Raw genomic sequence first — 25,512 nt, forward strand, 5'->3', positions numbered from 1 at the left:
CGGGGTATTTTTTTATTTCGCCAAACCCAGGCGCGGAATTTCAATCGCCGGGCAGCGATCCATCACTACGTTCAACCCCGCTTCCTGCGCCAGCACAGCAGCCTGTTCGTTAATCACGCCCAGTTGCATCCATAACGTTTTCGCCCCTACGGCAATCGCCTCTTGCGCGACGTCCCATGCGGCCTCGGAGTTACGGAACACATCCACCATATCAATTTTCTCTGGCACATCTGCCAGCGTCGCATACCCCTGCTGACCCAACAGCGTCGTTCCGGCCACTTTTGGTGAGACTGGGATCACATGATAGCCCTGATCTAACAGGTACTTCATGACGCGGTAACTGGGACGATCGGGTTTGTCGCTTGCTCCAACCAGAGCGATGGTATGCGTAGCGCGTAAAATCTCGGCAATATCGTTCTCTTTCATCATTTCCTCCGCTTGATTTCACAAAGTGTAAATCAATCGGGGTAACTCAACCATTTTCTGTTTTTTTTATTCGCTTCTCTTGCAGCATCAAGTGCTTCCAGTAATCTGTAGCAAACATCACTGACGGAAATAGATCATGGAATCAACCACTCGCACGCTACCCGTACGCAAGAATATCGCCCTTGTCGCGCACGATCACTGCAAGCAGTTGTTAATGAAATGGGTTGAGCGGCACCAGCCCGTGCTGGCAGCACATCAACTCTATGCAACCGGCACTACCGGTAATTTGATTCAACGCGCAACTGGGCTGGAAGTGAATGCAATGCTGAGCGGCCCGATGGGTGGCGATCAGCAGGTCGGCGCGCTCATCTCGGAAGGTAAAATCGACGTACTCATTTTCTTCTGGGATCCGCTTAATGCCGTCCCTCACGATCCTGATGTAAAAGCCCTGCTTCGCCTGGCGACGGTATGGAATATTCCTGTGGCAACCAACCTTTCAACCGCCGATTTTATTATCGAATCCCCGCAATTTAATCACAGCGTTGATATTTTGATTCCAGATTATCAGCGCTATCTGGCTGAACGGTTGAAGTAACGTCAGGCGGCACCCGCCGCCTGAGTTCAGGGCTTTCTGGCAACGGGCACATCCAGCGATTTGAGTATTTCAACAAAGCGTGAAGGTTCCTCTTTGTTGAACAGCAACCAAACGCGATGACGTGCTCGCGTCAGTGCAACATAGAGCAGACGACGCTCCTCTGCGTCAGGAAACTCCTCTTCCGCAGGCAAAAGCGCCTGTTCCATAATCGATTCCCGCGCTGGCGCAGGAAACCCATCTTGCCCCTCTTTTAGGCCAACAATAATGACATAATCGGCCTGCTGCCCTTTACTGGCATGAACCGTCATAAAATCCAGCTGCAGTTTCGGCCATCGCGTTGCCGCTTTGTCCAGGCTTTTTGGCCTGGCGTGATGATAACGGGCCAATACCAGGATGCGCTCCTCCGGCTTCGCGAAACCGCTTAGCTTATCGAGCAGCGCATCGAGTTGATCTTCTGCCAGCAGCGTTACGGATTTTTTATCACCTGCCAGCAAGCTGTTAAGCGGCTTGGCAAGCTGCGAGGGGTTTTGCTGAATAAAGCGGTTCGCCACTTCACCGATGCGGGAATTAAAGCGATAGGTTGTATCAAGGGCGCAGAGATCGCCTTCACCAAAATAGTGGTGAAACGCAGTGGTAAGGGAAAGTTGCGCGCCGCTGAAGCGGTATATCGCCTGCCAGTCATCGCCGACTGCAAAAAGTGTTGTTTGCGTATTTTGTTTGCGTAACGCCGCCAGTAGCGCAGCGCGCTGGGGTGAAATGTCCTGGAACTCATCCACCAGAATATGCTTCCACGGGCTGATAAAGCGCCCTTTTTCCAGCACATTGATGGCCTGATGAATAAGCCCCGAAAAGTCGACGGCGTTCTCTTCCTTAAGCGCGCTCTTCCATGCTTTCAGCAATGGCGCCATCAATTTGATGCGTTTGGCAAAGAGATCGCGTATCTCATCCGGTGCGCTGGCAATCATTTCCGCCTGAGCACCGCCATGCATGCGCATCAAACTTATCCAGCGATCCAAACGTGGTGCAACGCGCCGCTGCAACGCCTCATCATCCCAATAATTCCCTTCAGGAATCTGCCAGTTCAGCTCCTCTTCCAGCCACTGACGCCACCCTTTTGCCTGCGCTTTTTTCTCGCTGCACTGCTGCACCCAGGTTTGGGTTAACAGCGTCAGTCGTGCGGCAGTATTGTTTTCCAGCTCGCTCAATGCAGGCACTTTCTTGCTGCCTTGCTGAATGATGTACAGAGCCAGTGCATGAAAAGTCCGCGCAGTGATCTCATCGGTATGCAGCCGCTCGCGAATACGCTCATCCATCTCCTGCGCTGCTTTACGGCCAAAGGCGAGCAGAAGAATTTGATCGGCAGAGGCCTCACCGCGTGCCAGTAGCCAACCGGCACGCGCCACCAGCACGGAAGTTTTACCGCTGCCAGCGCCAGCCAATACCAGAAGAGAGTGCTCACCATTGACCACTGCCCTCGCTTGCGCCGGATTTAGAGGCGAGCTTTCAACCTGTTCAAAAAAGGTCGCATACTGCTTCAGCATCGTTTCGGTAAAGGCTTGATTATGTTCTGCCCGACGCCCTTCAACATCCTGTAGCCATGCCTGGCACTGTTGCCAGAGCGTGCGACAATTATCAAACTCCGACAGACGACTGGTGGGTATCGGAAGCGCAGCGAAAGCTTCCTGCAACTGGCGCTGTACGCCGGTCAACTGGTTACGCGTCAACCATCTGGATGGATCAATACGTTCAGAGATAAGTGTCAACTGGCCCGACAGGAGTTCAGCTGCCACCTCGCTCATCTCCGCGCTCCAGCTGCACCAGCGCTCATTCAGAAGGTGGTAAAAACGCTGCGTGTCACTCCACTCAGTGCCATGCAAGCGCACCACTTTGTTATCAGCCAACTGAAACTCCATCTCTCCCCAAACCATGCCCCGCTTACACTCAATCGCTAATAATTGATTAAAGGGAATGAGGTATTCATGGCGGTCGCCCGCTACTTTTATACCTGCATGCAGGATGGTCGCGCGATCGTACGGGTGCTGTGCCAGGCGTTTTCCCAGGGAAGTCGCTTTCAGTTCCATCTCTTGGTGATCTCAGCTTGTGACAATTATTGCCAGTTTACCTGTCAGAGAATTGGTGCTCCAGTCCAAAAAATCGTTACAATTGCCGGAACGATCAATACCCGGAACTCAACTGAGGTTTTATGCGTACCATTTTGAATATCCTGAATTTTGTCCTCGGTGGTTTTGCCACAACACTGGGCTGGCTGGTGGCAACCATTGTTAGCGTGTTGTTAATCGTGACCCTTCCGCTCACGCGCTCATGCTGGGAGATCACTAAGTTATCCCTTATTCCGTGGGGAAATGAGGCGGTCCACGTCGATGAACTCTCTCCAGACGGCAGAAATGGTCTGCTAAACGCAGGGGGAACCTTACTGAATGTTGTCTGGTTTATCCTGTTCGGCTGGTGGCTTTGCGTGATGCATATTATTGCCGGCGTGGCTCAATGCCTGACAATTATTGGTATCCCGGTTGGCGTGGCGAATTTTAAAATCGCCGCTATCGCATTGTGGCCGGTGGGGCGTCGTGTTGTTTCCGTTGAAACGGCACGGGCTGCACGTGAAGCCAACGCGCGTCGTCGTTTTCAGTAATCGGATCCCCTGCCCTATGTTGAGCCCCTTGCTTCGTCGTTACACCTGGAACAGCGCCTGGCTATATAACGTCAGGATCTTTATCGCCCTTTGCGGCACCGCCGCGTTACCGTGGCACCTTGGCGAAGTTAAACTGACCATTCCATTAACCCTCGGCGTGGTTGCTGCGGCGCTGGCCGACCTCGATGACCGTCTTACCGGGCGGTTAAAAAACCTGGTCATTACGCTGGTCTCCTTTTTTATCGCCTCGGCATCGGTGGAGTTACTATTCCCCTGGCCATGGCTCTTCGCACTTGGCCTGGTCAGCTCCACTATCGGCTTTATTTTGCTGGGAGGGTTAGGTCAACGATATGCCACTATTGCCTTTGGTGCGCTGCTGATTGCCGTTTACACCATGCTGGGCGTGTCGCTTTTCGAGCACTGGTACCAGCAACCTCTGCTGTTGCTGGCTGGCGCCGTGTGGTTCAACCTCCTGACGCTGGTCGGGCATCTTGTTTTCCCCATTCGCGCGCTGCAGGACAACCTGGCGCGCTGCTATGAGCAGCTAGCGCACTACCTGGAACTGAAATCACGCCTTTTCGATCCTGATATTGAGGAAGCCAGCCAGGCACCTTTATATGAACTCGCCTTATCTAATGGCCAACTGGTTACCACGCTTAATCAGACAAAGGGCACAATGCTCACCCGTTTACGGGGCGATCGTGGGCAGCGAAGTACGCGTCAGGCGCTGCATTACTACTTTGCAGCACAAGATATCCATGAACGCGCGAGCTCATCGCACATTCAGTATCAAACCCTGCGCGAGCATTTTCGCTATAGCGACGTGATGTTCCGCTTTCAACGTCTTCTTTCGATGCAATCTCAGGCCTGCGCGCAGCTCTCCCGCGCGATTTTGCTGCGTGAGCCCTATCAGCATGACAGCCGGTTTGAACGGGTATTCCTTCACCTTGACGCCGCGCTGGCGCGGATAAAAAACAGCGGGGAAACGACTCCCGAACATGTTAAAGCGCTCGGTTTTTTACTCGACAATCTGCGCGCGATCGACGCGCAACTGGCAGCAATTGAATCAGGACAGCCTCATCCTCAGGCTCATGGCGAGACGGAAAATCAGCTCGCCGACGACAGCCTGAACGGCTTTCACGACGTCTGGTTACGCCTGCGCCAAAATCTGACGCCCGAATCTGCCCTGTTTCGCCATGCGGTGCGTATGTCGGTGGTGCTCTGTATCGGCTACGCTTTTATCCATCTCACCGGTTTACAACATGGCTACTGGATCCTGTTAACCAGCCTGTTCGTTTGCCAGCCGAACTATAATGCCACGCGCCATCGTCTGAGCTTGCGCGTCATCGGCACGCTGGTAGGTGTCGCTATCGGTTTGCCGGTACTCTATTTTGTTCCTTCCCAAGAGGGACAGTTGCTGCTGATTGTTATTACTGGCGTGCTCTTTTTCTCATTCCGCACGGTGCAATACGCTCATGCCACAATGTTCATCACGCTGCTGGTTTTGCTCTGTTTCAACCTGCTCGGGGAAGGGTTTGAAGTCGCTATTCCACGCATTATCGATACGTTGATTGGCTGCGCTATCGCCTGGGCGGCAGTAAGCTTTATCTGGCCGGACTGGCGCTTCAGGAACCTGTCGAGCGTCACGGAGAAAGCATTTAACGCCAACTGCCGTTATCTTGACGCGATCCTCGAGCAGTATCATCAAGGACGTGATAATCGCCTTGCCTATCGCATCGCCAGGCGTAACGCTTACAACCGCGATGCCGAGCTGGCTTCGGTAGTATCGAATATGTCTTCGGAACCGGGTACTTCACCTGAGCTCCGTGAAGTGGCGTTCAGATTGCTGTGCCTTAATCAGACTTTTATAAGCTACATTTCTGCGCTGGGTGCGCATCGCGAGCAATTAACCCAACCTGAAGTGTTGCGTCTACTGGATGACGCGGTGTGTTACGTGGATGATGCCCTCCACCATTCGCCTGCCGATCAGGGGCGGGTGCAGGATGCGCTTGCTGATTTATCGCAGCGCATCAAGCAACTGGATCCGCGCCCCGACAGCAAAGAGCCGCTTGTATTACAACAGGTTGGCCTGTTGATAGCGTTATTGCCGGAAGTTTCTCGTTTAAAAAGCCAAATAGTCTAGAGAGGGTTAGCTCCTTTATTGATCACATCATTAGACCACTCAAGCAGCGCCTGGCGACGACTTGCCGGAAGCGCTGCTTCATGAATGCCGACGATGGCCCCTTCCAGTGCAAATAACACTTTTACACTGAGTTGTTTATTCATTTTCCGAAGTCTGAGCCAGCAAACTTTCGCACCAAGTAGCCGCAGGATTTGCGCATCTTTGATGCCGGCCTGCTGCAATTGAAACTCGAGTTGACTGGAAAGATTGGGTAGATCGCGCAGGCGAAAAAGTTTTTCGCGCTGTGTTTTCTCCCGCCGTGCTGCATCAAGCGCAAGTGTAGAAAGCTTCAGCAGCAAGCCGCGGTCACCCCATACATTGTCGCTGACATAGAAATAATTTAACGATATCTGACGCCCCCGCTTGTTGAGACTTAAAAGCGGTGCACGCCGGACGACGTCATACTGCGCGCTTTCATCACAGGCGCGTAAGTAGAGTTTCCCCTCGGCTATCATCGCAAAAACGATGTTATCCACTGCAAGGCTATAACCACCAAAGTGGGCGCGATGGCTAATTTGTCCGAGTGAAGTGAGATATTCGCGCGATTGATATATCCGTTGATAAGATAGGTCTTCCATGATTTTTCCTTTATAAATCACCTGGTAATGCGTTTTTCCGTAAGCGGATCCAGTAATCAGGAACATAGGCAACTGCGCGCGCGACGGCAAGCAAATTTTGTATTGAGCCGCATCCACAAAACAAAAATGCGAGATGCTTTCAGAAATTGAGGTTGATCTTTAAACACTCAACAGGTACTGTATGTTTATACAGTAACTCAGAGGGCTGGATTGCTTATGCACACTTCAGGCTATGCAAATCGTTCTAAAACATCCGCTTCCGCGATTAACACATTGAACCAGAGCGAATCGAATACTCTCGCTACCGGGCTGATTAGCGAAGTGGTTTACCATGAAGACCAGCCCATGATGACTCAGTTATTATTGCTGCCACTGCTACAGCAGCTTGGTCAACAGTCACGCTGGCAGCTGTGGTTAACACCGCAACAGAAATTAAGCCGTGAATGGGTTCAGTCTGCTGGCTTGCCGCTGACCAAAGTAATGCAGATTAACCAACTCTCTCCCGGGGTTACGCTGGACTCTATGATCCGGGCGTTACGTACCGGTAATTTCAGCGTTGTCATTGGCTGGCATACTGAGGAGTTGACGGAAGATGAACATCGCCGCCTGGCGTCGGCAGCCGAAGAAGGTAATGCGATTGGCTTTGTTATGCGTCCAATTCGTCGCAATCCCCTCGCTGCGAGACAGCTTTCCGGGATAAAAATTCACTCAAATTTGTATCATTGAGTAAATTTAGGAGTTTTCCTGGGATTATTTTTCGCCGCTTCCAGTATCCCCTATTTATTAGCTAAATAGAGCCGCAAAGCTTGTGCGGCGTGGTTTGCCATACATCAATGATGAACGATATCTGAGCACAAATGTTAAATTTTGTGTACACAAAGCCTTTTTTTTCATATGCCTGACGGACTTCACACTTGTAAGTTTCCAACTACGTTGTAGACTTTACATCGCCAGGGGTGCTCGGCATAAGCCAAAGATATCGGTAAAGATATCTGCAGAGTTGTCAGTGAGCAATGCCCCCGGTGAAGGATTTAACCGTGACTTCTCGACGAGATTTCCATGGCGATTTTTGGATGATAACGAGGCGCAAAAAATGAAAAAGACAGCTATCGCGATTGCAGTGGCACTGGCTGGCTTCGCTACCGTAGCGCAGGCCGCTCCGAAAGATAACACCTGGTACACCGGTGCTAAACTGGGCTGGTCTCAGTTCCACGATGTTGGTAACAACCAGATCCCTAACAATGGCCCGACTCACGAGAGCCAGTTAGGCGCTGGTGCGTTCGGTGGTTATCAGGTTAACCCGTACGTTGGCTTTGAAATGGGCTATGACTGGCTGGGTCGCATGCCGTACAAAGGCAGCGATGTAAACGGCGCATTCAAAGCTCAGGGCGTTCAGCTGACCGCTAAACTGGGTTACCCGATTGCTGATGACGTTGATCTGTACACCCGTCTGGGTGGTATGGTTTGGCGTGCAGACGCTAAAAACAACCAGGGCTTCAAAGATCACGATACCGGCGTTTCTCCGGTCTTCGCTGGTGGTGTTGAGTGGGCAGTTACCCGTGATATCGCTACCCGTCTGGAATACCAGTGGACCAACAACATTGGTGACGCGAACACCGTTGGTGGTCGTCCGGACAACGGTCTGCTGAGCTTAGGTGTTTCTTACCGTTTCGGTCAGCAGGAAGATTCCGCACCGGTAGTTGCTCCGACTCCGGCACCGGCTCCGGAAGTACAGACCAAGCACTTCACTCTGAAGTCTGACGTTCTGTTCACCTTCAACAAAGCTACCCTGAAACCGGAAGGTCAGCAGGCGCTGGATCAGCTGTACAGCCAGCTGAGCAACCTGGATCCGAAAGACGGTTCCGTAGTGGTTCTGGGCTTCACCGACCGCATCGGTTCTGACTCTTACAACCAGGGTCTGTCTGAGAAACGTGCTCAGTCCGTTGTTGATTACCTGGTTTCTAAAGGTATCCCGGCTAACAAAATCTCCGCACGTGGCATGGGTGAATCTAACCCAGTTACCGGCAACACCTGTGACAACGTGAAAGCACGCGCTGCTCTGATCGATTGCCTGGGTCCGGATCGTCGCGTTGAGATCGAAGTTAAAGGTATCAAAGACGTTGTAACTCAGCCGCAGGCTTAAGTTCTCCGTCAGAAAAAACCCCGCCATTGCGCGGGGTTTTTTATTATGTAGCGTTTGAAAATGGGAGGAATCAGGAAGGCGGTTGACTACTCTTTTCCGAGCAGCGCCTGCAGGTCGTGCTTTATGGTCGACATTTTCGACGCATACTTCTCTTTATGCTCAGCATCCTCAATCAATTGCACAATCGTTTCGGAAAGGGTCTTTCCGCGGCGTTGCGCCAGCCCCGCCAGTCGTTGCCAGACAACAAACTCCAGGTCGATTGATTTCTTACGCGTATGCTGATGCTCGGCATTAAAGTGCCGCTTACGACGCGCACGAATAGTCTGCTTCATCCGGTTGATCAACGCCGGATTAATATGCTGCTCAATCCAGGCGTTAACACGCACGGGCTCATTTTCGAGGGTCAATAAATTATCGACGGCCTCTTTCGCCGCGCTGGCTTCCACATAGCGGGTGATCAACTCCCCTTCACGGTGCTTTTTAACCAGATACTTCCATTTCCAGCCGCTTTCGAGATTTTCCAGTTGTTGATATTTCATTTCTCTCTCAACGTAACCGCGTAACTGAGTCCAGAATATCAGTTTTTTAAGACTCTGCTCAGAAGAAATCACCAGGAACAGTCGATCTGCCGGGTGAGGCTGGCTGAAAGTTGTAATCATTGTGTGCTGCGCCAGCGTTTACGGTATAATCCCGCCCTTTACAGCTGACTAAAATAACGACTTTGACCACTACAAAACTTGAATGGAACGACCTGGTTCCTGATACAGACAGCTATCAGGACGTGTTTGAATCGTCCGCATTAGCGAGCGAAACGGATTTCACACTGGCCGATACTCAGCCCCGATTGCACTATGCGCTCGAGCAGTTGCTCTACCCGCGCGCAACCTCGCGCTTTTTACTGACAAAAGCGCCAGAAGAAGCCGAATATCTCACGCTTATTGGTGAAACGCTCGCCTCGCTACTTCCTGCCACTCACACACCGACAGGTGGCCAGTACGATATTACCGGCTCAATCGTGCGTTTCGAACCCAGCACCGATCCCGAGAGTAATTTCGTCGGTAAGCAGCCGGTTGTGATTGCCGACTGGGTTGAAGCCGAGCAGCTTTTCGGTTGCCTGCGTCAGTTTAATCAAGAGATTACCCTTCAGCCAGGCCTGGTTCATCAGGCAAACGGCGGCGTATTACTGATTTCGTTGCGTGCTCTTTTAGCCCAGCCATTACTCTGGATGCGTCTGAAAACCATGGTGACGCAGCGCCGTTTCGACTGGGTGTCGTTTGACGAGTCGCGCCCGCTTCCGGTGTCGGTACCGTCTATGCCGCTGGATCTGAAAGTTGTGCTGGTCGGCGAGCGCGACTCGCTGGCAGAGTTCCAGGAGATGGAGCCGGAACTCGCGGCACAGGCGATTTATAGCGAATACGAAGAGACCCTGCAGGTTACAGATAGCGACACACTGCGCGTATGGCGTCAGTGGGTAGAACAAACGGCCAGCGCCGCACAGTTACCGACACCGGCGGCAGATGCCTGGGCCACGTTAATTCGTGAAGCCGTGCGTTATACCGGCGATCAAGAAACATTACCGCTCTGCCCTTTGTGGCTCTCGCGCCAACTGCGCGAAGTTGCGGCATTAACGGTTAACGATACCTTTGATAACGATGCCCTGACCACCATGCTTGCTCAGCGTGAGTGGCGAGAAGGATTCCTTGCGGAGCGGATGCAGGATGAGATCCTGCTTGAGCAGATCCTCATCGAAACCGAAGGTGAACGTATCGGCCAGGTTAATGCCCTTTCCGTGATTGAATTCCCGGGTCACCCGCGAGCGTTTGGCGAACCCTCGCGCATCAGCTGTGTTGTGCATATCGGTGACGGGGAATTCAATGACATCGAGCGCAAAGCGGAACTCGGTGGCAACATCCATGCAAAAGGCATGATGATCATGCAGGCATTTCTGATGTCCGAGCTGGATCTTGAACAACAAATTCCTTTCTCTGCCTCACTCACCTTTGAACAGTCTTACAGTGAAGTGGATGGCGATAGCGCTTCAATGGCTGAGCTTTGCGCGCTGATCAGTGCGCTGGCAGAGGTGCCGGTTAATCAACGTCTTGCTATTACCGGCTCAGTCGATCAGTTTGGTCGTTGCCAGCCGGTCGGTGGTTTAAACGAAAAAATTGAAGGCTTTTTCGCCATCTGCCAGCAACGTGAACTGACCGGTGAGCAAGGGGTCATCATTCCTACGGCGAATGTTCGGCATTTGTGTTTACGCCAGGAGTTGCTGGATGCCATTGAGGCGAAGCAATTTTCCATCTGGGCAGTGGATGATGTGACAGATGCGCTACCCTTATTGATGGGTCTGGCATGGGACGCTGAAGGGCAAACCAACCTCAAGCAAATCATTCTCGAACGTATCGCGCAGGCAACCCAACAAGAGGCTCGCCATCGCTTTCCCTGGCCGTTACGTTGGCTAAACTAGTTCACTGTTAACTGATCGGACTTGTTCAGCGTACACGTGTTAGCTATCCTGCGTGCGAAATTACAAATAAGGCTTATTAAGAACATGGTAGATAAACGCGAATCCTATACAAAAGAAGATCTTCTTGCCTCTGGTCGCGGCGAACTGTTTGGCGAAAAAGGCCCGCAATTACCGGCTCCGAATATGCTGATGATGGACCGTGTGGTCAAAATGTCCGAGACCGGCGGTAACTTCGATAAAGGCTACGTTGAAGCTGAACTGGATATCAATCCGGACCTGTGGTTCTTCGGTTGCCACTTCATCGGAGATCCGGTTATGCCGGGCTGCCTCGGTCTTGATGCCATGTGGCAGCTGGTTGGTTTCTACCTCGGCTGGCTGGGCGGCGAAGGCAAAGGCCGTGCGCTTGGCGTAGGTGAAGTGAAATTTACCGGTCAGGTTCTGCCGACAGCGAAAAAAGTCACCTACCGCATTCATTTCAAACGCATCGTTAACCGTCGTTTGATCATGGGTCTGGCTGATGGTGAAGTGCTGGTTGACGATCGTCTTATCTACACAGCATCCGATCTGAAGGTCGGTCTGTTCCAGGACACCTCTGCTTTCTGATAGCAGCGTAGCCCTGCCAAAACGCGAAACCTCCGCAATGCGGAGGTTTCTTTTTCTAAAGAGACAGAATCAGGCAGTCACTGCCCTGTCCTCCATGGCCTGTCGCCAGCCTCCAAGCCACTCGGACCTTTGATTCAGGGTTTGGTACGGACACATCTCTTTCGAGCGCCCCGTAATACCAGCCTGATAACCACGTTGATGTGCCCGTTCCAGGCGATCGCGTTTTTGTCTCTTCATGCCTCGTTTCCCTCATTCTTTTATCTGGTGGAAAAGAAAACAGTGGTCACTTAATGTGCAACCACAGGTCACAAATACCTTGAATAGACCGCGTCGTCAATGCGCAAAATTCACGCCAGTGTCATAAATGTGACCTGGACAAAACTTCATTTGTACAATAAATGCGCGTTTATCGGACTAAGTTTCTGAGCTCAAAAATAAAAAAAGCCGCCGCAGGCACAGACCCGTTGCGGCTCGTTTGATCATTAAATCTACTTATGGCAGACGGTTTAACTCCGCAGCGATACTGGCGGCTTCCTGCTGCCAGCCCTGCGCCAGGGTTTTGACCATCGCATCGTAACCATCTTCTTGCTGCTTCAGCTCGATATGGAAAGGCCGCTTAATTAAGCTGCCCTGATGCTTAAGCAGCCATTCGCCGCTGACAATAACGCGCCCGTCATAGCGACCATGAAAACCGGTTACCGTCACATTCAGCGTGTCCTGCTCGCTACCCAGCGGCTGCGATGCCACAACCCAGCCGGGTAAGGCATTGCCCAGGTTCGCCACCAGCGTATTACGCAACTGCTGATCGAGCGGGCTGGCCCAGAGGTTGTTATTGGCAATAACGTATTGCACATCGCTGGTTTGATATACTACGCCATTCCCCGCCAGATAGTCTGGCACAGAGACCTGCTCAACCCAGAGCTGGCGGTTGCCCTGGGTTTGCCCGGTCATCGACTGCGTCGTGGTTACCGACGGCGAAGGTAGCTGGTAGTAACTTTTGTTATCACCGCCGCTGCTGCAGGCGGTTAATAACAGGACAAGCATCGCCAGTGCGCTCTTTCTCATTGTTTCGCCCTCTTCGGCTGCGGATCGTCTTTCCCTTTCGCTTCGAATACCAGCGCATTGCTCTTATCGTTCAGCGTCTTCAGCACCGGCTGCAGTTCCCGTAACACCTGATCCAGACGCTGCATATCCGCCACCATCTTGTTGTAGGCGGCCGACCCCGGCTGGAACCCTTGCATACTGCGATTAAGCTCGCGCAGCGTAGACTGCATATCTGCCGGAAGCTGCTGCATTGACTGGCTGGCAGTCAATTTATTCAGGTTATCCAGCGTCGTTTGCAGACGTTTAAGGGTTTGCTGGCTCTCTGACAGCGTATTTGTCGCCTGCTGAATCATTGGATTGAGCGGCAGGTTGTTAATCTTATCCAGCGTATCCATCAGTCGCTGCTGGATTTGCGCCAGGCCGCCGCTCATCGTTGGGATGATTGGGTAGCCCTCAAACTCAGTGAACTCTTTCATCGGCGGCGCATTGTTGTAGAAATCGAGATCGACATACAGCGCGCCGGTGACGATATTCCCGGTCTTCAGCGATGCGCGCAGGCCACGATTAAGTAGCTCTTTCATATGTGCGGTCATATCGGCATCCTGTCCCAGCTGATTCGCCAGCCGCTCAGGCTCAATGCGGATCAGCACCGGAATGCGGTAATCATCGTTCAGTGCCTGGCGCATGCCCGGGTTAAAGAACGGCACTTTGCTCACGGTTCCGAGACGGATACCGCGGAACTCCACCGGCGCACCCGGCTGCAGGCCGCGAATCGAGTCCTTAAAGAACATCAGGTAGTCGACATGGTCGGTATAGAGCGAATCCTGAATACTGCGCTGATCGTCATAGAGTTTGAAGGCGCTCTTCTCCGCCACCGGCTGTCCTAAGTCCAGCCCATCCGGGATATCAAAACTGACGCCACCGCCAAACAGCGTCGCCAGCGATCCCATTTCGACACGCATACCGGCAGAGGTGAGATCGACGGCGATACCGCTATCTTTCCAGAAACGGACATTGCTGGTCACCAGCCGATCGTTCGGTGCATTGATAAAGAGCTGGTAGGTCATGGTCCGTTTTTGCGTATCAAAGTTACTGGTTTCAACCGAGCCCACACGATAGCCACGGAACAGCACCGGATCGCCAGGTGAGAGTTGACCCGCCTTGCTGCTGTCGAGGATCACGCGGATACCTTTGGCATCCGGCGGTGCCAGCGGAGGGGCATCCAGCAGGGTATATTGATCGGGCACGCTGCCTTTGGCACCCGGCTGAAGTTCAATATAAGCACCCGAGAGCAGCGTTCCGAGGCCGCTAACTCCTTCCCGACCGACCTGCGGTTTTACCACCCAGAATACCGAGTCGTTATGCAGCAGTTTTTCCATACCGGAGTTGAGCCGTGCTTTGATCGCCACATGGGTTAAATCATCGGTCAGCGTTGTACTCTCTACAACGCCGACATCCACGCTGCGGCTCTTGATCGTCGTTTTCCCGCCGACAATGCCCTCAGCATTAGTGGTGATCAGCGTCACTTCCGGACCCTGATGGCTGTAGTGATAAAAGAGGATCCAGGCACCAATCAGCGCTGTCACGATCGGGAAAATCCAGACCGGTGACCAGTTCCTAACTTTTTGTACCTGGGCTTCGCCCTGTTTATTCTCCATGCTCTGACAACTCCTCATGGTGCGTTTGTGGCTCCCGATCCCAACTGAGACGCGGGTCGAAAGTCATCGCCGCAAACATCGTGATAATAACGACCAGCGCAAACATTAGCGCACCCATTGCAGGATAGATATTCATCAGCCCGCCAATGCGAACTAACGCAGATAGCACTGCAATAACAAAGACATCAATCATTGACCAGCGGCCGACAAACTCGACTACTTCATAAATAAAATGCATCCGTTCGCTGTCACGTCTGCCATAACCCTTCGCATCAATACAGAGCCAGGCAATACCGATCATTTTCAGCGTCGGCACCATAATGCTGGCAATAAAAATCACCAGCGCTACGGGATAGGAGCCCTCGCTCCATAACAGCACCACCCCCGCCAGTATGGTCGATGGCGTCGGATCGCCCAGCAGATCCGTAATCATGATCGGCAAAATATTAGCCGGCAGATAGAGCATGATCGCCGTGACGAGCAGCGCCAGCGTCCACTGTATGCTATGGCGTCGCCGGACATAACCGCGCGTATGGCACCGCGGACAAACCGGATTATCCATCGGAACGATTGCCGTGCAGCAGGGGCAAGAGCGCAGCCCCTGACGGATGCCGGTGATGCCCGCATGCAGAGGTTGCTCAAGTACAGGCGCAGGTGCGATGTCATCCCATAGCCAGTGGCGATCGACGCACTGAAACGCGCGCAGCTGCAGCAGGCAAAAGAGGCACCACGGAATGAAGCTGCTGCCGATGCCGATATCGCCATAGGCCATCAGTTTAACGAAGCTCACCAGCACGCCAGCAAGAAAAATCTCCGCCATGCCCCAGCTTTTCAGCTGAAACAGCACCCGCGCCAGCGCGATTTTAAGGCGAAAATCCATCCGCACCCGGTTTACCAGCAGCAGGATAGTGATAAGGCAGAAGGCAGGCACCAGCTGGACAAAAAGCAGGAAGAGCGTGCCAAGGCTGGCGTAATCTTCCGAGAACATGACGCTTGGGATCTCAAGCAGCGTCACTTCGCTGCCGATGCCCGCCACCTGCATATTGACGAAGGGGAAAAGATTGGAGAGCAGCAGCATAAACAGGGCGACGAGGGCGTACGCCGTCGGACGCTGCCGCGGCTCCTGCCATTCGGTCGTCAGAGTTGTGCCGCAGCGCGGGCACGCCGCCCGGTGTCCATGTTGCAGCGTCGGTAACGCCACCAGCATGTCACATTGCGAGCAGAGAATGTGGCGAGTGCCATGGTGGTGGTGTTCACACATACCGCTTTCCTCTATGCGCCGTTTTTCAGCGCCTCCAGATACTCCCAGCGTTCAAACGCCGCTTCCAGTGCCTGCTCGGCTGACGCCATATCAGCGAGGACTTTTTGCGTATGATCGTGCGGCTGGCTGAAGAAACTTGCATCCGCTACCTGCGCCTGCAAGGTTTCCAGCTCTGCTTCCAGCTGTTCCAGCTTTTGCGGCAGCTGTTCCAGCTCACGCTGCAGTTTATAGCTTAGTTTGCTGGCGCTGCGTTTAACAGTTTCTGCTTTGGCGGCAGGCGCCTCGGCACTTTTCTGCACCGCAGCGTGTTTAAACGCCTGCGAAGCTGCCTGCTGACCGCGCGCATCGTGATAACCACCAACATACTGCCCGATGCGCCCTTCGCCTTCGAAGATCCAGCATTCGGTCACAGTGTTATCAACAAACTGACGGTCGTGGCTTACCAGCAGAACCGTGCCCTGGTAGCTATCAATCAGCTCTTCCAGCAGTTCGAGGGTCTCCACATCCAGGTCGTTGGTCGGTTCATCGAGAATCAGCAAGTTGCTGGGTTTCAGGAACAACCGCGCCAGCAACAGGCGGTTACGCTCCCCGCCTGACAGCGCACGTACCGGCGTCATTGCCCGCTTCGGATGGAACAGGAAGTCTTGCAGGTAGCCGAGAATATGGCGCGGCTTGCCGTTGACCATCACTTCCTGCTTACCTTCCGCCAGGTTATCCATTACGGTTCTGTCGGGATCAAGCTCAGCACGATGCTGGTCGAAATAGGCCACTTCAAGCTTGGTACCAATGTGAACGCGGCCGCTATCGGCTTTCAACTGTTCCAGCATCAGCTTCAGCAGGGTCGTTTTACCGCAGCCGTTCGGGCCAATCAGCGCAATTTTATCGCCGCGCTGCACCTGGGTGGAGAAATCGCGCACCAGCGCTTTACCATCGATGCCGTAATCAACATGCTCCAGTTCGAAGACGATCTTGCCAGAGCGGGATGCCTCTTCGACCTGCATTTTTGCGCTGCCCATCACCTCACGGCGTTCGCTACGCTCGCGGCGCATCGCTTTCAGTGCACGCACGCGCCCTTCGTTACGGGTACGACGCGCCTTGATGCCCTGACGGATCCACACCTCTTCCTGCGCCAGCTTGCGATCGAACTCAGCGTTTTGCAGATCTTCTACGCGCAGCGCTTCCTCTTTCTCCAGCAGATACTGATCGTAATTGCCCGGATAGGAGACCAGCTTGCCGCGATCGAGATCGACAATGCGCGTCGCCATATTGCGGATAAACGAACGGTCATGGGAAATAAAGATAATGGTGCCGCCGAAAGACTTCAGGAACCCTTCCAGCCAGTCGATGGTTTCAATATCGAGGTGGTTGGTTGGCTCATCCAGCAACAGCACGCGCGGCCCGCTGACCAGCGCGCGCCCAAGCGCGGCTTTACGCAACCAGCCGCCGGAGAGCGCCGAGAGCGACATATCAGCCGTCAGGCCGAGCTGCGCCAGCACTTCATTAATACGGTTCTCCAGCTGCCACAGACCGTGGTGATCCAGCATCTCCTGCACGCGCGCCAGCTCAGCGAGGTTTCTGTCGCTCGGATCGGTCATCACCAGGTGAGAGACCTCGTGATAACGCTTGAGATACTCTGCCTGCTCTTCGATACCTTCGGCAACGAAATCGTAGACGCTGCCGCTGACATTGCGCGGCGGATCCTGCTGCAAACGTGCAACAACTAAATCCTGTTCATAAACAATGCGACCATCATCGAGATTCACTTCCCGGTTGAGGATCTTCATCAGCGTCGATTTGCCTGCGCCGTTACGGCCAACCAGACAAACACGCTCATTCTCTTCGATATGCAGTTCCGCATTATCGAGAAGGGGTGCGTCGCTGAATGAGAGCCACGCGCCGTGCATACTAATTAATGACATCTATTTATCCTTTCAGGCTGCGGTAATCAGCCAGCAGTTGTGGATTTGACGGTTGCGGGCAAAATCCTGCGACTGCGTTTTTTGGGTAATTTCTTGTGCTTTAAGCCCCAGCTTCGCCAGCCCGTCGAGATCCATACGGAAACCGCGTTTGTTATTGGAGAACATAATGGTGCCCCCTTTGCGCATCAGACGCTTCAGGTCTTCCATCAGACGCATATGATCGCGCTGCACATCAAAAGACTCTTCCATGCGCTTAGAGTTGGAGAAGGTGGGCGGATCGATAAAGATGAGATCGAACTGCTCATCGGTCTCCTGCAGCCAGCCGAGGCAATCGGCCTGGATCAGGCGATGCGCGCGGCCGCTTAAGCCATTAAGGCGCAGGTTACGCTCTGCCCACTCCAGATAGGTGCGGGACATATCCACGGTGGTAGTGGAGCGTGCGCCGCCGAGGCCCGCATGGACGCTGGCGCTGCCGGTGTAGGCGAAGAGGTTAAGGAAATCTTTGCCTTTGCTCATCTGTCCCAGCATGCGGCGGGCAATACGGTGATCGAGGAACAGGCCGGTATCCAGATAATCGGTCAGGTTGACCCACAGGCGCGCGTTATATTCGCTCACCTCGATAAAGTCGCCCTTCTCGTTCATCTTCTGGTATTGATTATTGCCCTTCTGGCGCTCACGGGTTTTCAGCACCAGCTTGTTAGGCGCAATACCGAGCACGTGAATGGTGGCGGCAATAATATCGAACAGGCGTTGACGCGCTTTTTGCGCATCGATGGTTTTCGGCGCAGCGTACTCCTGCACCACCACCCAGTCAGCATAGCGATCGACGGCAACGTTGTAGTCCGGCAGATCGGCATCATACAGGCGATAACACTCAATCCCCTCCTGACGCGCCCACTTCTCCAGCTTCTTAACGTTTTTACGCAGGCGGTTAGCGAAATCTTCCGCCATCGCTGGCGCTTTTGCTTCGCCGGTGTTTTCCGCCAGATGGTAGTTTTTCTGCACGCAGTCGAGCGGGCCGTTTTTGGCTTTGAACTGACGGTCGGCGCGCAGTTGCAGGCAGTTGAGCAGATCGACCGAGGCGCTAAACAGCGACAGGTTCCAGCCGCCAAACTGCGCTTTCAACAGACGACCCAGCAGGCTGTGCAGGGCGATCAACGCCGGTTCACTCTCCAGACGCTCGCCGTAAGGCGGGTTACTGATAACCGTGCCGTACGGGCCTTGCGGCAATGGATTGCTGAGCTGCGCGACATCTTTGGCTTCAAAGGTAATCAGCTCGCCAATTCCGGCGCGACGGGCGTTTTTACGGGCATTCTCAATGACGCGGGCATCGCTGTCTGAGCCATAAAAACGGGACTCATAGGCTGCCAGACCTTCGCGTGCGCGGTTTTGCGCATCGGCTTTCACTTCACCCCAGATGACATCGTCATGCTGCGCCCAGCCGCTAAAACCCCAGTGGCCACGATGCAGGCCTGGCGCGCGATCGGTTGCCGCCATGGCAGCTTCAATCAGCAGCGTGCCGGAGCCGCACATCGGATCGAGCAGCGGCGTGCCCGGCTGCCAGCCGGAGCGCATCACAATTGCTGCGGCCAGGTTCTCTTTGATTGGCGCGATGCCGGTACGATCGCGGTAGCCGCGCAGGTGCAGGCCTTCGCCGCTCAGATCGAGAGAGATATGCGCCGTTTCCTGGTTAAGCCAGACGTTAATGCGCAGATCCGGCATTTCACGCTCGACGTTCGGGCGCGGCAGGTTCTTGCGCGTAAAGCTGTCGACAATCGCATCTTTCACTTTCAGCGCGCCGTACTGGCTGTTGCGGATCTCGTCGTTCAGCCCGCTGAAGTGCACGGCAAAGGTTGCGCCCGGGTTGAAAATCTCTGTCCAGTTGATCGTCTGCACGCCGAGATAGAGATCAAGGTCGCTGTAAACCTTGCACTCTCCCAGCGGCATCATAATGCGCGAGGCCAGGCGGCTCCACATCAGGCTTTGGTACAGGAGCCGCGTGTCGCCTTCAAAATGGACACCACCCTGAACGACGCGGCACTCCAGGGCGCCGAGTTTTTCAAGTTCAGTTTTTAACAGCTCTTCCAGCCCACGGGCCGTACTGGCAAACAGAGAAATCATAATGTCACTTACACTCTACGAAAATTGTTGCGCATTATAGCTAATCTCGCCCTCATGTCATAAAGTTGAGGGCTTATTTTCGTCTAACAGGGAGGAAGACGTGCCTACCCTTTCACGTCTTTATATCCATCCGGTGAAATCCATGCGCGGTATTGGCCTGACGCATGCCCTCGCCGATGCCAGCGGCCTCGCGTTTGACCGGGTTTTTATGGTCACGCAACCTGATGGCACCTTTATTACCGCGCGTCAGTTTCCGCAGATGGTGCGTTTTCTGCCCTCGCCTTTAACGGATGGCCTGCATCTGACCGCGCCCGATGGCAGTAGTGCGGTGATCCGCTTTGCCGATTTTGCCCCTGACGCCGCACCTACCGAGGTGTGGGGCAACCACTTTACGGCGCTGATTGCCCCTGCGGCCATCAACCAGTGGCTGAGCGGATTTTTCGACCGCGAGGTGCAGCTACGCTGGGTGGGCACAAAGCCGACCCGCCGCGTTAAGCGCCACGAAGAGGTTCCCCTCTCCTTTGCCGATGGCTTTCCCTATCTGTTAACCAATGAAGCCTCGCTGCGCGATCTGCAACAACGGTGCCCGGCCAGCGTGCAGATGGAGCAGTTTCGACCCAATCTGGTGGTGACCGGCGCGCAGGCGTGGGAAGAGGATAGCTGGAAAGTGGTGCGCATTGGCGACGTGGTGTTTGACGTGGTTAAACCGTGCAGCCGCTGCATCTTTACCACCGTCAGCCCCGAGCGCGGCCAGAAACACCCTGCCGGTGAGCCGCTCGCCACGCTGCAAAAATTCCGCACGGCGCAGGATAATGGCGACGTCGACTTCGGTCAGAATTTAATTGCCCGCAACAGCGGCGTCATTCGCACCGGCGATGAGGTTGCGGTGTTGACTACCGGCCCGGCGAAGGTTTACGGCGCGGGTGCGGTCGTTGAATCACTTGAACCGGAGGCGCAGCCCGCAGGCACGGTGGATATTGAGTGGCAGGGGCAGACCTTTCGCGGTAATAACCAGCAGGTGCTGCTGGAGCAGTTGGAAAACCAGGGGATCCGCGTGCCCTACTCATGTCGCGCAGGCATCTGCGGCTGCTGCCGGATACGTTTAGTCGAAGGGGAAGTGAGTGCGCTGAAACAGTCAGCGCTGGGTGAGGATGGCACTATCCTCAGTTGCAGCTGCGTACCGAAAACGTCGCTGCGGCTGGAGTCTTAAACCGCCTGTTCGAAAGCGAGGCTCGCGGCATTAAGCTGCGGCTTCAGGCGATCGTTCATAATTTTTATCGCATCGCCCAGCTGCATCGTGCGCCCGGCAATCACCACGCCGGGCTGCGCCAGCAGGCAGAGCGTCGCGTTCTCTCCTGGCTCTACCACCAGCAAATTCACGCACTCTTGCGTATCGCTTAACCAGACGCAGGCACCGTCGCCAGTGGCGGGCGTCCACGGGGAGTTGTGGCTCAAAAAGTGCCAGCTTTTCGGCATTTGCGGTTTAAGAAAGCGGATTGCCACCAGCGCATTGAGCACCAGCTCGGCGCGTTGCTCATTAGATAATTCTAAATCGCGGCATTTTTCATCGAAGGAGAAATAAAGCGCAGCGTCATCAACACAAAAACCAGACGGGGAAAAGGCATCAGGCGTCAGCATTTTACGGGCGAATCGGGAGCGAAATAACATACCATTGGCTAAATCGAGCATCATACGATCGTGCTCATCATCAAAATACCAGCGCCAATTATCGTCAGGTTTAATTCGCATTGTTTCCCCCTTTCCCCCTAAACATCCTGTTGTTTTTTCATCCGTTGTGCCGCCTCGCTTATTAACTTAATAATTGAAGACTGAAATGTTTAAATTAGCAACAGTGACGGAATATAAAACAACCAGGGCCGGAAATAAAGCCCTGGTTACGCAGGAGGGGAAAAAGATCAGAGGTGGGTGACGATCTCTTTTACCAGCGGTGGGCCTTTAAAAATAAAACCAGAATAAATTTGCACCAGCGAAGCGCCCGCTTCCATCTTCTCGCGTGCGGCAATCACCGAGTCGATTCCGCCGACGCCAATAATCGGTAAACGCCCGGATAATTCTTGTGACAGACGTCGGATAATTTGCGTACTTTTTAATTGCAGGGGACGTCCACTTAAACCACCGGTTTCATCACAGTGCTTCATTCTCTGAACCAATGCCCGGTCGAGGGTGGTATTGGTGGCAATAACGCCATCAATATTGTGGCGAACTAAACTGTCAGCGACCTGGATTAGCTCTTCTTCAGAAAGATCGGGCGCAATTTTCACCGCCACCGGAACATATTTATGGTGGCGAGCTTGCAGATCATTCTGCTTAATTTTAATGGCACTGAGTAAATCATCCAGCGCTTCGCCATATTGCAAGGTGCGCAAACCTGGAGTGTTTGGTGAAGAGATATTGATGGCGATATAACCGGCATAGGGGTAAATTTTCTCCATGCAGATCAAGTAGTCATCTTTTCCCTGTTCAACCGGCGTATCTTTATTTTTGCCAATATTAATACCGAGTACGCCGTCAAAATGCGCCTTTTTGACATTCTCGACCAGATTGTCGACGCCAAGGTTGTTAAAGCCCATGCGGTTAATCAGCCCTTCAGCTTCCACCAGGCGGAAGATCCTCGGCTTATCATTTCCCGGCTGCGGGCGCGGCGTCACGGTGCCAATCTCAATTGAGCCAAACCCCATCGCGCCCAGCGCATCAATGCACTCACCGTTTTTATCCAGACCAGCGGCCAGGCCGAGCGGATTTTTAAAGGTCAGTCCCATGCACTGCACCGGTTTTGCCGGTACACGCTGGCGGACAAGCGCTTCGAGCGGCGTGCCGGTAATACGGCGCAGCTGCTGGAACGTTAATTCATGAGCGCGTTCTGGATCGAACTGGAAAAGGGCTTTACGAACGAAGGGGTAGTACATGAACTCTCCTGGATTCCCGGTGTGCAAACCGGGGGCGTATTATCAGTGAAAGCGCAGCGAAAGGGAATTGACCTGTGGCAAAAAAAGCCTATTCCGCGCAATCGTTTTCCTCTCAGGCCCTCTCTTTATGCAAATTTCAGCAACTTTTCCCCAAATAAATCATTTAGGGGAATAAACCGCCTCTGTCACACTGCCTGAAATTGTTATCAATGTTATCTAAAAGCAAACATTTGGTTATAAGGAGTAAGCATGCGCGTTGTCACCCTGGCCGGCAGTCCCCGCTTTCCCTCGCGCTCCAGCGCGCTTCTGGAGTATGCCCGCGATCGGCTTTCCGCGCAGGGCGTTGAGGTTAACCACTGGCATCTGCACAATTTTGATCCTGAAGACCTGCTTTATGCCCGCTTCGACAGCCCGGCACTGCAAACCTTTATTGAGCAACTCAGCACCGCTGAGGGGCTGATTGTCGCCACCCCGGTCTATAAAGCAGCCTATTCCGGAGCCCTAAAAACCCTGCTCGACCTGCTTCCTGAGCGCGCGCTGGCGGACAAAGTGGTCTTGCCGCTGGCAACGGGCGGTACGGTAGCGCATCTGCTGGCGGTGGATTACGCCCTGAAACCGGTGCTGAGCGCCCTCAAGGCACAGGAGATCCTCCACGGCGTCTTCGCTGATGACAGCCAGGTGCTCGATTATCAACATAAACCGAGCCTGACGCCCAATCTGCAAGGCCGACTGGATAGCGCGCTGGAGACCTTCTGGCAGGCGCTGCACCGCCGCGATATTAAAGCCCCGGATTTCCACGCCCCGCAAGGAGTTGCTCATGTTTAACCGCCTCTCATTTTCCGCCACCGGGCTGCTGCTTGGCGGGCTGCTCACCCTCTCCGCCTGGGCGCAGGCCGCCGAGCCGGCACCGGAGGCTTTGCGCATTGGCTATCAGAAAGGAAGCGTCAGCATGGTGCTGGCGAAAAGCCATGGCCTGCTGGAGAAGCGCTATCCGCATACCAAAATTTCCTGGATTGAGTTCCCGGCCGGGCCGCAAATGCTTGAAGCGCTGAATGTCGGCAGTATCGATCTTGGCAGCACCGGCGATATCCCGCCGATTTTCGCCCAGGCTGCGGGCGCAGATCTGGTCTATGTCGGCGTCGAGCCGCCAAAACCGAAAGCGGAAGTGATCCTTGTGGCTGAAGATAGCCCAATCAAAAGCGTAGCGGATTTGAAGGGCCATAAAGTCGCGTTCCAGAAGGGTTCCAGCTCCCATAACTTGCTGTTGCGGGCGCTGCAACAGGCCGGACTTAAATTCAGCGATATCCAGCCAGTGTTCCTCAGCCCGGCAGATGCCCGCGCCGCGTTCCAGCAACACAATGTCGACGCGTGGGCTATCTGGGATCCCTACTACTCTGCTGCCCTGTTACAAGGCGGTGTGCGGGTGTTGAAAGATGGCACCACCCTCAAGCAGACCGGTTCATTTTACTTAGCCGCGCGCCCGTATGCCGAGAAGAACGGTGCCTTTATTCAGGGCGTACTGGATACCTTCAGCGCAGCGGATGCATTAACGATTAGCCAGCGCGACGAGAGTATCGCTCTGTTTGCCAAAACCATGGGGCTGCCGCAGCCGGTGATCGCCACCTATTTCGATCATCGCCCGCCGACCAAAATCACCCCGGTGAACGAGGCCACGGCCGCACTGCAGCAGCAGACCGCCGATCTTTTCTATGAAAACCATCTGGTACCGAAAAAAGTCGATATCCGTAGCCGCATCTGGCAGCCGACCCAAGAAGGAGCGAAATCATGAGTCTGAATCTGTTCTGGTTTTTACCGACCCACGGTGATGGTCACTATCTTGGCACCGACCACGCCGCGCGGCCGGTTGATTATGGCTATTTGCAGCAGATCGCCCAGGCAACCGACAGGCTCGGCTTTAGCGGCGTGCTCATCCCGACCGGGCGATCCTGTGAAGATGCGTGGCTGGTGGCCGCCTCGTTGATTCCGGTCACCCAGCGCCTGAAGTTTCTGGTTGCCCTGCGCCCGAGCGTGATTTCACCGACGGTCGCCGCGCGGCAGGCGGCGACGCTCGACAGGCTCTCCAATGGACGGGCGCTGTTTAACCTGGTGACCGGCAGCGATCCGCAGGAGCTGGCAGCCGACGGTGTGTTCCTCGATCACAGCGAACGCTATGAGGTGTCGTCGGAATTTACCCATATCTGGCGTCGTTTGCTGGAGGGCGACACCGTCGATTTCACCGGTAAGCATTTACAGGTACGCGGCGCGAAGCTGCTCTTCCCTCCTGTACAACAGCCGCGCCCGCCCCTCTACTTCGGCGGATCGTCCGACGTGGCGCAGGATCTGGCGGCAGAGCAGGTTGATCTCTATCTCACCTGGGGCGAGCCGCCGGAGCAGGTAAAAGAGAAGATTGAGCAGGTGCGCGCAAAAGCCGCTGCCCACGGGCGAAAAGTGCGCTTCGGTATCCGTCTGCATGTGATTGTGCGTGAAACCAATGCCGAGGCGTGGCAGGCAGCGGATCGCCTGATCTCACACCTTGATGATGCAACGATTGAAAAAGCGCAGGCAGCCTTTGCCCGTCAGGATTCGATTGGTCAGCAGCGTATGGCCGCCTTACACAACGGTCGTCGCGATAAGCTCGAAATCAGCCCTAACTTATGGGCCGGGGTCGGTCTGGTGCGTGGCGGCGCGGGCACGGCGTTAGTGGGCGATGGCCCGACGGTTGCAGCGCGCATCAATGAATATGCCGCTCTCGGTATCGATAGCTTTATTCTCTCAGGCTATCCGCATCTGGAGGAGGCGTATCGCGTCGGCGAACTGCTCTTCCCGCATCTGGATGTCGCTATCCCCGAGATCCCGCAGCCGCAGCCGTTACAGCCGCAGGGTGAAACGGTGGCGAACGAGTTTATTCCGCGTAACGTGGCGCAAAGCTGAGGTTGTG

23 protein-coding genes are annotated in these 25,512 nt (G+C 54.3%); 11 read left to right on the forward strand and 12 right to left on the reverse strand.

Annotated features, from left to right (window positions below):
* Positions 1-12: 12 nt before the first annotated feature.
* Complete coding sequence (locus IAE48_RS07545; protein WP_200134056.1) at positions 13-426, reverse strand: CoA-binding protein; 414 nt, start codon at positions 424-426, stop codon at positions 13-15.
* Between the two features lie 136 nt (positions 427-562).
* Between IAE48_RS07545 and mgsA the strand changes: the two genes are divergently transcribed.
* Positions 563-1,021 carry a methylglyoxal synthase gene (gene mgsA / locus IAE48_RS07550; protein WP_023481788.1) on the forward strand — a complete coding sequence of 153 codons (459 nt, stop codon included), beginning with the start codon at positions 563-565 and terminating at the stop codon, positions 1,019-1,021.
* Positions 1,022-1,047: 26 nt separating this feature from the next.
* On the opposite strand, the gene helD is transcribed toward mgsA, so the two are convergent.
* Complete coding sequence (gene helD / locus IAE48_RS07555; protein ID WP_200133966.1) at positions 1,048-3,102, reverse strand: DNA helicase IV; 2,055 nt, start codon at positions 3,100-3,102, stop codon at positions 1,048-1,050.
* 122 nt (positions 3,103-3,224) lie between these two features.
* Here helD and IAE48_RS07560 point away from each other — a divergent pair, with 122 nt between their 5' ends.
* Together IAE48_RS07560 and yccS are read left to right on the forward strand one after the other, a co-directional pair.
* On the forward strand, positions 3,225-3,671 hold the full coding sequence (locus tag IAE48_RS07560; protein WP_094420311.1) for a YccF domain-containing protein: 447 nt from the start codon (positions 3,225-3,227) through the stop codon (positions 3,669-3,671).
* 16 nt (positions 3,672-3,687) lie between these two features.
* Positions 3,688-5,814 carry a YccS family putative transporter gene (yccS, locus tag IAE48_RS07565; protein WP_200133967.1) on the forward strand — a complete coding sequence of 709 codons (2,127 nt, stop codon included), beginning with the start codon at positions 3,688-3,690 and terminating at the stop codon, positions 5,812-5,814.
* Here yccS and IAE48_RS07570 read toward each other — a convergent pair.
* Positions 5,811-6,431, reverse strand: coding sequence for a TfoX/Sxy family DNA transformation protein (locus tag IAE48_RS07570; protein ID WP_054803149.1), 621 nt, complete (start codon positions 6,429-6,431; stop codon positions 5,811-5,813). The two genes, yccS and IAE48_RS07570, sit on opposite strands and share 4 nt — an antisense overlap.
* Positions 6,432-6,647: 216 nt before the next feature.
* Here IAE48_RS07570 and sulA point away from each other — a divergent pair, with 216 nt between their 5' ends.
* Both sulA and ompA read left to right on the forward strand, forming a co-directional pair.
* Entirely contained in the window at positions 6,648-7,157 is a 510-nt protein-coding gene (gene sulA, locus IAE48_RS07575) for an SOS-induced cell division inhibitor SulA (RefSeq protein ID WP_094420314.1), read from the forward strand.
* 367 nt (positions 7,158-7,524) lie between these two features.
* Positions 7,525-8,574 carry a porin OmpA gene (ompA, locus tag IAE48_RS07580; protein ID WP_023481315.1) on the forward strand — a complete coding sequence of 350 codons (1,050 nt, stop codon included), beginning with the start codon at positions 7,525-7,527 and terminating at the stop codon, positions 8,572-8,574.
* Positions 8,575-8,660: 86 nt separating this feature from the next.
* Here the strand turns inward: ompA and matP are convergent, their stop codons facing one another.
* Positions 8,661-9,113, reverse strand: a complete 453-nt coding sequence (gene matP / locus IAE48_RS07585) for a macrodomain Ter protein MatP (protein WP_023481810.1) — start codon at positions 9,111-9,113, stop codon at positions 8,661-8,663.
* A 182-nt stretch (positions 9,114-9,295) separates the two neighbouring features.
* On the opposite strand from matP, the gene IAE48_RS07590 reads away from it, so the two are divergent.
* Positions 9,296-11,041, forward strand: coding sequence for a Lon protease family protein (locus IAE48_RS07590; protein ID WP_200133968.1), 1,746 nt, complete (start codon positions 9,296-9,298; stop codon positions 11,039-11,041).
* An 84-nt stretch (positions 11,042-11,125) separates the two neighbouring features.
* Positions 11,126-11,644: a bifunctional 3-hydroxydecanoyl-ACP dehydratase/trans-2-decenoyl-ACP isomerase gene (fabA, locus tag IAE48_RS07595; protein WP_023481591.1), complete on the forward strand. Its 519-nt coding sequence runs from the start codon at positions 11,126-11,128 to the stop codon at positions 11,642-11,644.
* Positions 11,645-11,713: 69 nt separating this feature from the next.
* Here the strand turns inward: fabA and rmf are convergent, their stop codons facing one another.
* The 6 genes from rmf to rlmKL all read right to left on the reverse strand — a co-directional run bounded on the left by rmf (position 11,714) and on the right by rlmKL (position 19,647).
* Positions 11,714-11,881, reverse strand: coding sequence for a ribosome modulation factor (gene rmf, locus IAE48_RS07600; RefSeq protein WP_023481470.1), 168 nt, complete (start codon positions 11,879-11,881; stop codon positions 11,714-11,716).
* 255 nt (positions 11,882-12,136) lie between these two features.
* Positions 12,137-12,709 carry a membrane integrity-associated transporter subunit PqiC gene (gene pqiC, locus IAE48_RS07605; RefSeq protein WP_200133969.1) on the reverse strand — a complete coding sequence of 191 codons (573 nt, stop codon included), beginning with the start codon at positions 12,707-12,709 and terminating at the stop codon, positions 12,137-12,139.
* On the reverse strand, positions 12,706-14,346 hold the full coding sequence (gene pqiB / locus IAE48_RS07610; RefSeq protein ID WP_200133970.1) for an intermembrane transport protein PqiB: 1,641 nt from the start codon (positions 14,344-14,346) through the stop codon (positions 12,706-12,708). The genes pqiC and pqiB overlap by 4 nt, the downstream gene beginning before the upstream one ends.
* On the reverse strand, positions 14,336-15,607 hold the full coding sequence (gene pqiA / locus IAE48_RS07615) for a membrane integrity-associated transporter subunit PqiA (RefSeq protein ID WP_200133971.1): 1,272 nt from the start codon (positions 15,605-15,607) through the stop codon (positions 14,336-14,338). The genes pqiB and pqiA overlap by 11 nt, the downstream gene beginning before the upstream one ends.
* A gap of 11 nt (positions 15,608-15,618) precedes the next feature.
* On the reverse strand, positions 15,619-17,526 hold the full coding sequence (locus IAE48_RS07620) for an ABC transporter ATP-binding protein (RefSeq protein ID WP_200133972.1): 1,908 nt from the start codon (positions 17,524-17,526) through the stop codon (positions 15,619-15,621).
* A 12-nt stretch (positions 17,527-17,538) separates the two neighbouring features.
* On the reverse strand, positions 17,539-19,647 hold the full coding sequence (rlmKL, locus tag IAE48_RS07625) for a bifunctional 23S rRNA (guanine(2069)-N(7))-methyltransferase RlmK/23S rRNA (guanine(2445)-N(2))-methyltransferase RlmL (RefSeq protein WP_200133973.1): 2,109 nt from the start codon (positions 19,645-19,647) through the stop codon (positions 17,539-17,541).
* Positions 19,648-19,747: 100 nt separating this feature from the next.
* Between rlmKL and IAE48_RS07630 the strand changes: the two genes are divergently transcribed.
* Positions 19,748-20,857, forward strand: a complete 1,110-nt coding sequence (locus IAE48_RS07630) for a YcbX family protein (protein ID WP_200133974.1) — start codon at positions 19,748-19,750, stop codon at positions 20,855-20,857.
* Here the strand turns inward: IAE48_RS07630 and zapC are convergent.
* Both zapC and pyrD read right to left on the reverse strand, forming a co-directional pair.
* Entirely contained in the window at positions 20,854-21,396 is a 543-nt protein-coding gene (gene zapC, locus IAE48_RS07635) for a cell division protein ZapC (protein WP_094420322.1), read from the reverse strand. The genes IAE48_RS07630 and zapC overlap by 4 nt on opposite strands.
* Before the next feature lie 167 nt (positions 21,397-21,563).
* Complete coding sequence (pyrD, locus tag IAE48_RS07640) at positions 21,564-22,574, reverse strand: quinone-dependent dihydroorotate dehydrogenase (protein ID WP_200133975.1); 1,011 nt, start codon at positions 22,572-22,574, stop codon at positions 21,564-21,566.
* Positions 22,575-22,823: 249 nt separating this feature from the next.
* On the opposite strand from pyrD, the gene ssuE reads away from it, so the two are divergent.
* Genes ssuE through ssuD form a run of 3 tightly spaced genes read left to right on the forward strand, consistent with a single transcriptional unit; the run spans position 22,824 to position 25,505 of the window.
* Entirely contained in the window at positions 22,824-23,399 is a 576-nt protein-coding gene (ssuE, locus tag IAE48_RS07645) for an NADPH-dependent FMN reductase (RefSeq protein WP_094420323.1), read from the forward strand.
* A complete protein-coding gene (locus IAE48_RS07650; protein ID WP_042716669.1) occupies positions 23,392-24,363 on the forward strand; it encodes a sulfonate ABC transporter substrate-binding protein in 972 nt (323 codons plus the stop codon). The genes ssuE and IAE48_RS07650 overlap by 8 nt, the downstream gene beginning before the upstream one ends.
* Positions 24,360-25,505: an FMNH2-dependent alkanesulfonate monooxygenase gene (ssuD, locus tag IAE48_RS07655; protein ID WP_200133976.1), complete on the forward strand. Its 1,146-nt coding sequence runs from the start codon at positions 24,360-24,362 to the stop codon at positions 25,503-25,505. The genes IAE48_RS07650 and ssuD overlap by 4 nt, the downstream gene beginning before the upstream one ends.
* Positions 25,506-25,512: the final 7 nt, after the last annotated feature.

The sequence above is a fragment of the Kosakonia sp. S57 genome (assembly GCF_016516575.1).
Taxonomy (GTDB): domain Bacteria; phylum Pseudomonadota; class Gammaproteobacteria; order Enterobacterales; family Enterobacteriaceae; genus Kosakonia; species Kosakonia cowanii.

Bases quoted from the DNA above. Each gene is read 5' to 3' on its own strand.
- IAE48_RS07545 (WP_200134056.1), bottom strand. From the start codon at position 426: ATGAAAGAGAACGATATTGCCGAGATTTTACGCGCTACGCATACCATC.
- mgsA (WP_023481788.1), top strand. From the start codon at position 563: ATGGAATCAACCACTCGCACGCTACCCGTACGCAAGAATATCGCCCTT.
- helD (WP_200133966.1), bottom strand. From the start codon at position 3,102: ATGGAACTGAAAGCGACTTCCCTGGGAAAACGCCTGGCACAGCACCCG.
- IAE48_RS07560 (WP_094420311.1), top strand. From the start codon at position 3,225: ATGCGTACCATTTTGAATATCCTGAATTTTGTCCTCGGTGGTTTTGCC.
- yccS (WP_200133967.1), top strand. From the start codon at position 3,688: ATGTTGAGCCCCTTGCTTCGTCGTTACACCTGGAACAGCGCCTGGCTA.
- IAE48_RS07570 (WP_054803149.1), bottom strand. From the start codon at position 6,431: ATGGAAGACCTATCTTATCAACGGATATATCAATCGCGCGAATATCTC.
- sulA (WP_094420314.1), top strand. From the start codon at position 6,648: ATGCACACTTCAGGCTATGCAAATCGTTCTAAAACATCCGCTTCCGCG.
- ompA (WP_023481315.1), top strand. From the start codon at position 7,525: ATGAAAAAGACAGCTATCGCGATTGCAGTGGCACTGGCTGGCTTCGCT.
- matP (WP_023481810.1), bottom strand. From the start codon at position 9,113: ATGAAATATCAACAACTGGAAAATCTCGAAAGCGGCTGGAAATGGAAG.
- fabA (WP_023481591.1), top strand. From the start codon at position 11,126: ATGGTAGATAAACGCGAATCCTATACAAAAGAAGATCTTCTTGCCTCT.
- rmf (WP_023481470.1), bottom strand. From the start codon at position 11,881: ATGAAGAGACAAAAACGCGATCGCCTGGAACGGGCACATCAACGTGGT.
- pqiC (WP_200133969.1), bottom strand. From the start codon at position 12,709: ATGAGAAAGAGCGCACTGGCGATGCTTGTCCTGTTATTAACCGCCTGC.
- pqiB (WP_200133970.1), bottom strand. From the start codon at position 14,346: ATGGAGAATAAACAGGGCGAAGCCCAGGTACAAAAAGTTAGGAACTGG.
- pqiA (WP_200133971.1), bottom strand. From the start codon at position 15,607: ATGTGTGAACACCACCACCATGGCACTCGCCACATTCTCTGCTCGCAA.
- IAE48_RS07620 (WP_200133972.1), bottom strand. From the start codon at position 17,526: ATGTCATTAATTAGTATGCACGGCGCGTGGCTCTCATTCAGCGACGCA.
- rlmKL (WP_200133973.1), bottom strand. From the start codon at position 19,647: ATGATTTCTCTGTTTGCCAGTACGGCCCGTGGGCTGGAAGAGCTGTTA.
- zapC (WP_094420322.1), bottom strand. From the start codon at position 21,396: ATGCGAATTAAACCTGACGATAATTGGCGCTGGTATTTTGATGATGAG.
- pyrD (WP_200133975.1), bottom strand. From the start codon at position 22,574: ATGTACTACCCCTTCGTTCGTAAAGCCCTTTTCCAGTTCGATCCAGAA.
- ssuE (WP_094420323.1), top strand. From the start codon at position 22,824: ATGCGCGTTGTCACCCTGGCCGGCAGTCCCCGCTTTCCCTCGCGCTCC.
- IAE48_RS07650 (WP_042716669.1), top strand. From the start codon at position 23,392: ATGTTTAACCGCCTCTCATTTTCCGCCACCGGGCTGCTGCTTGGCGGG.
- ssuD (WP_200133976.1), top strand. From the start codon at position 24,360: ATGAGTCTGAATCTGTTCTGGTTTTTACCGACCCACGGTGATGGTCAC.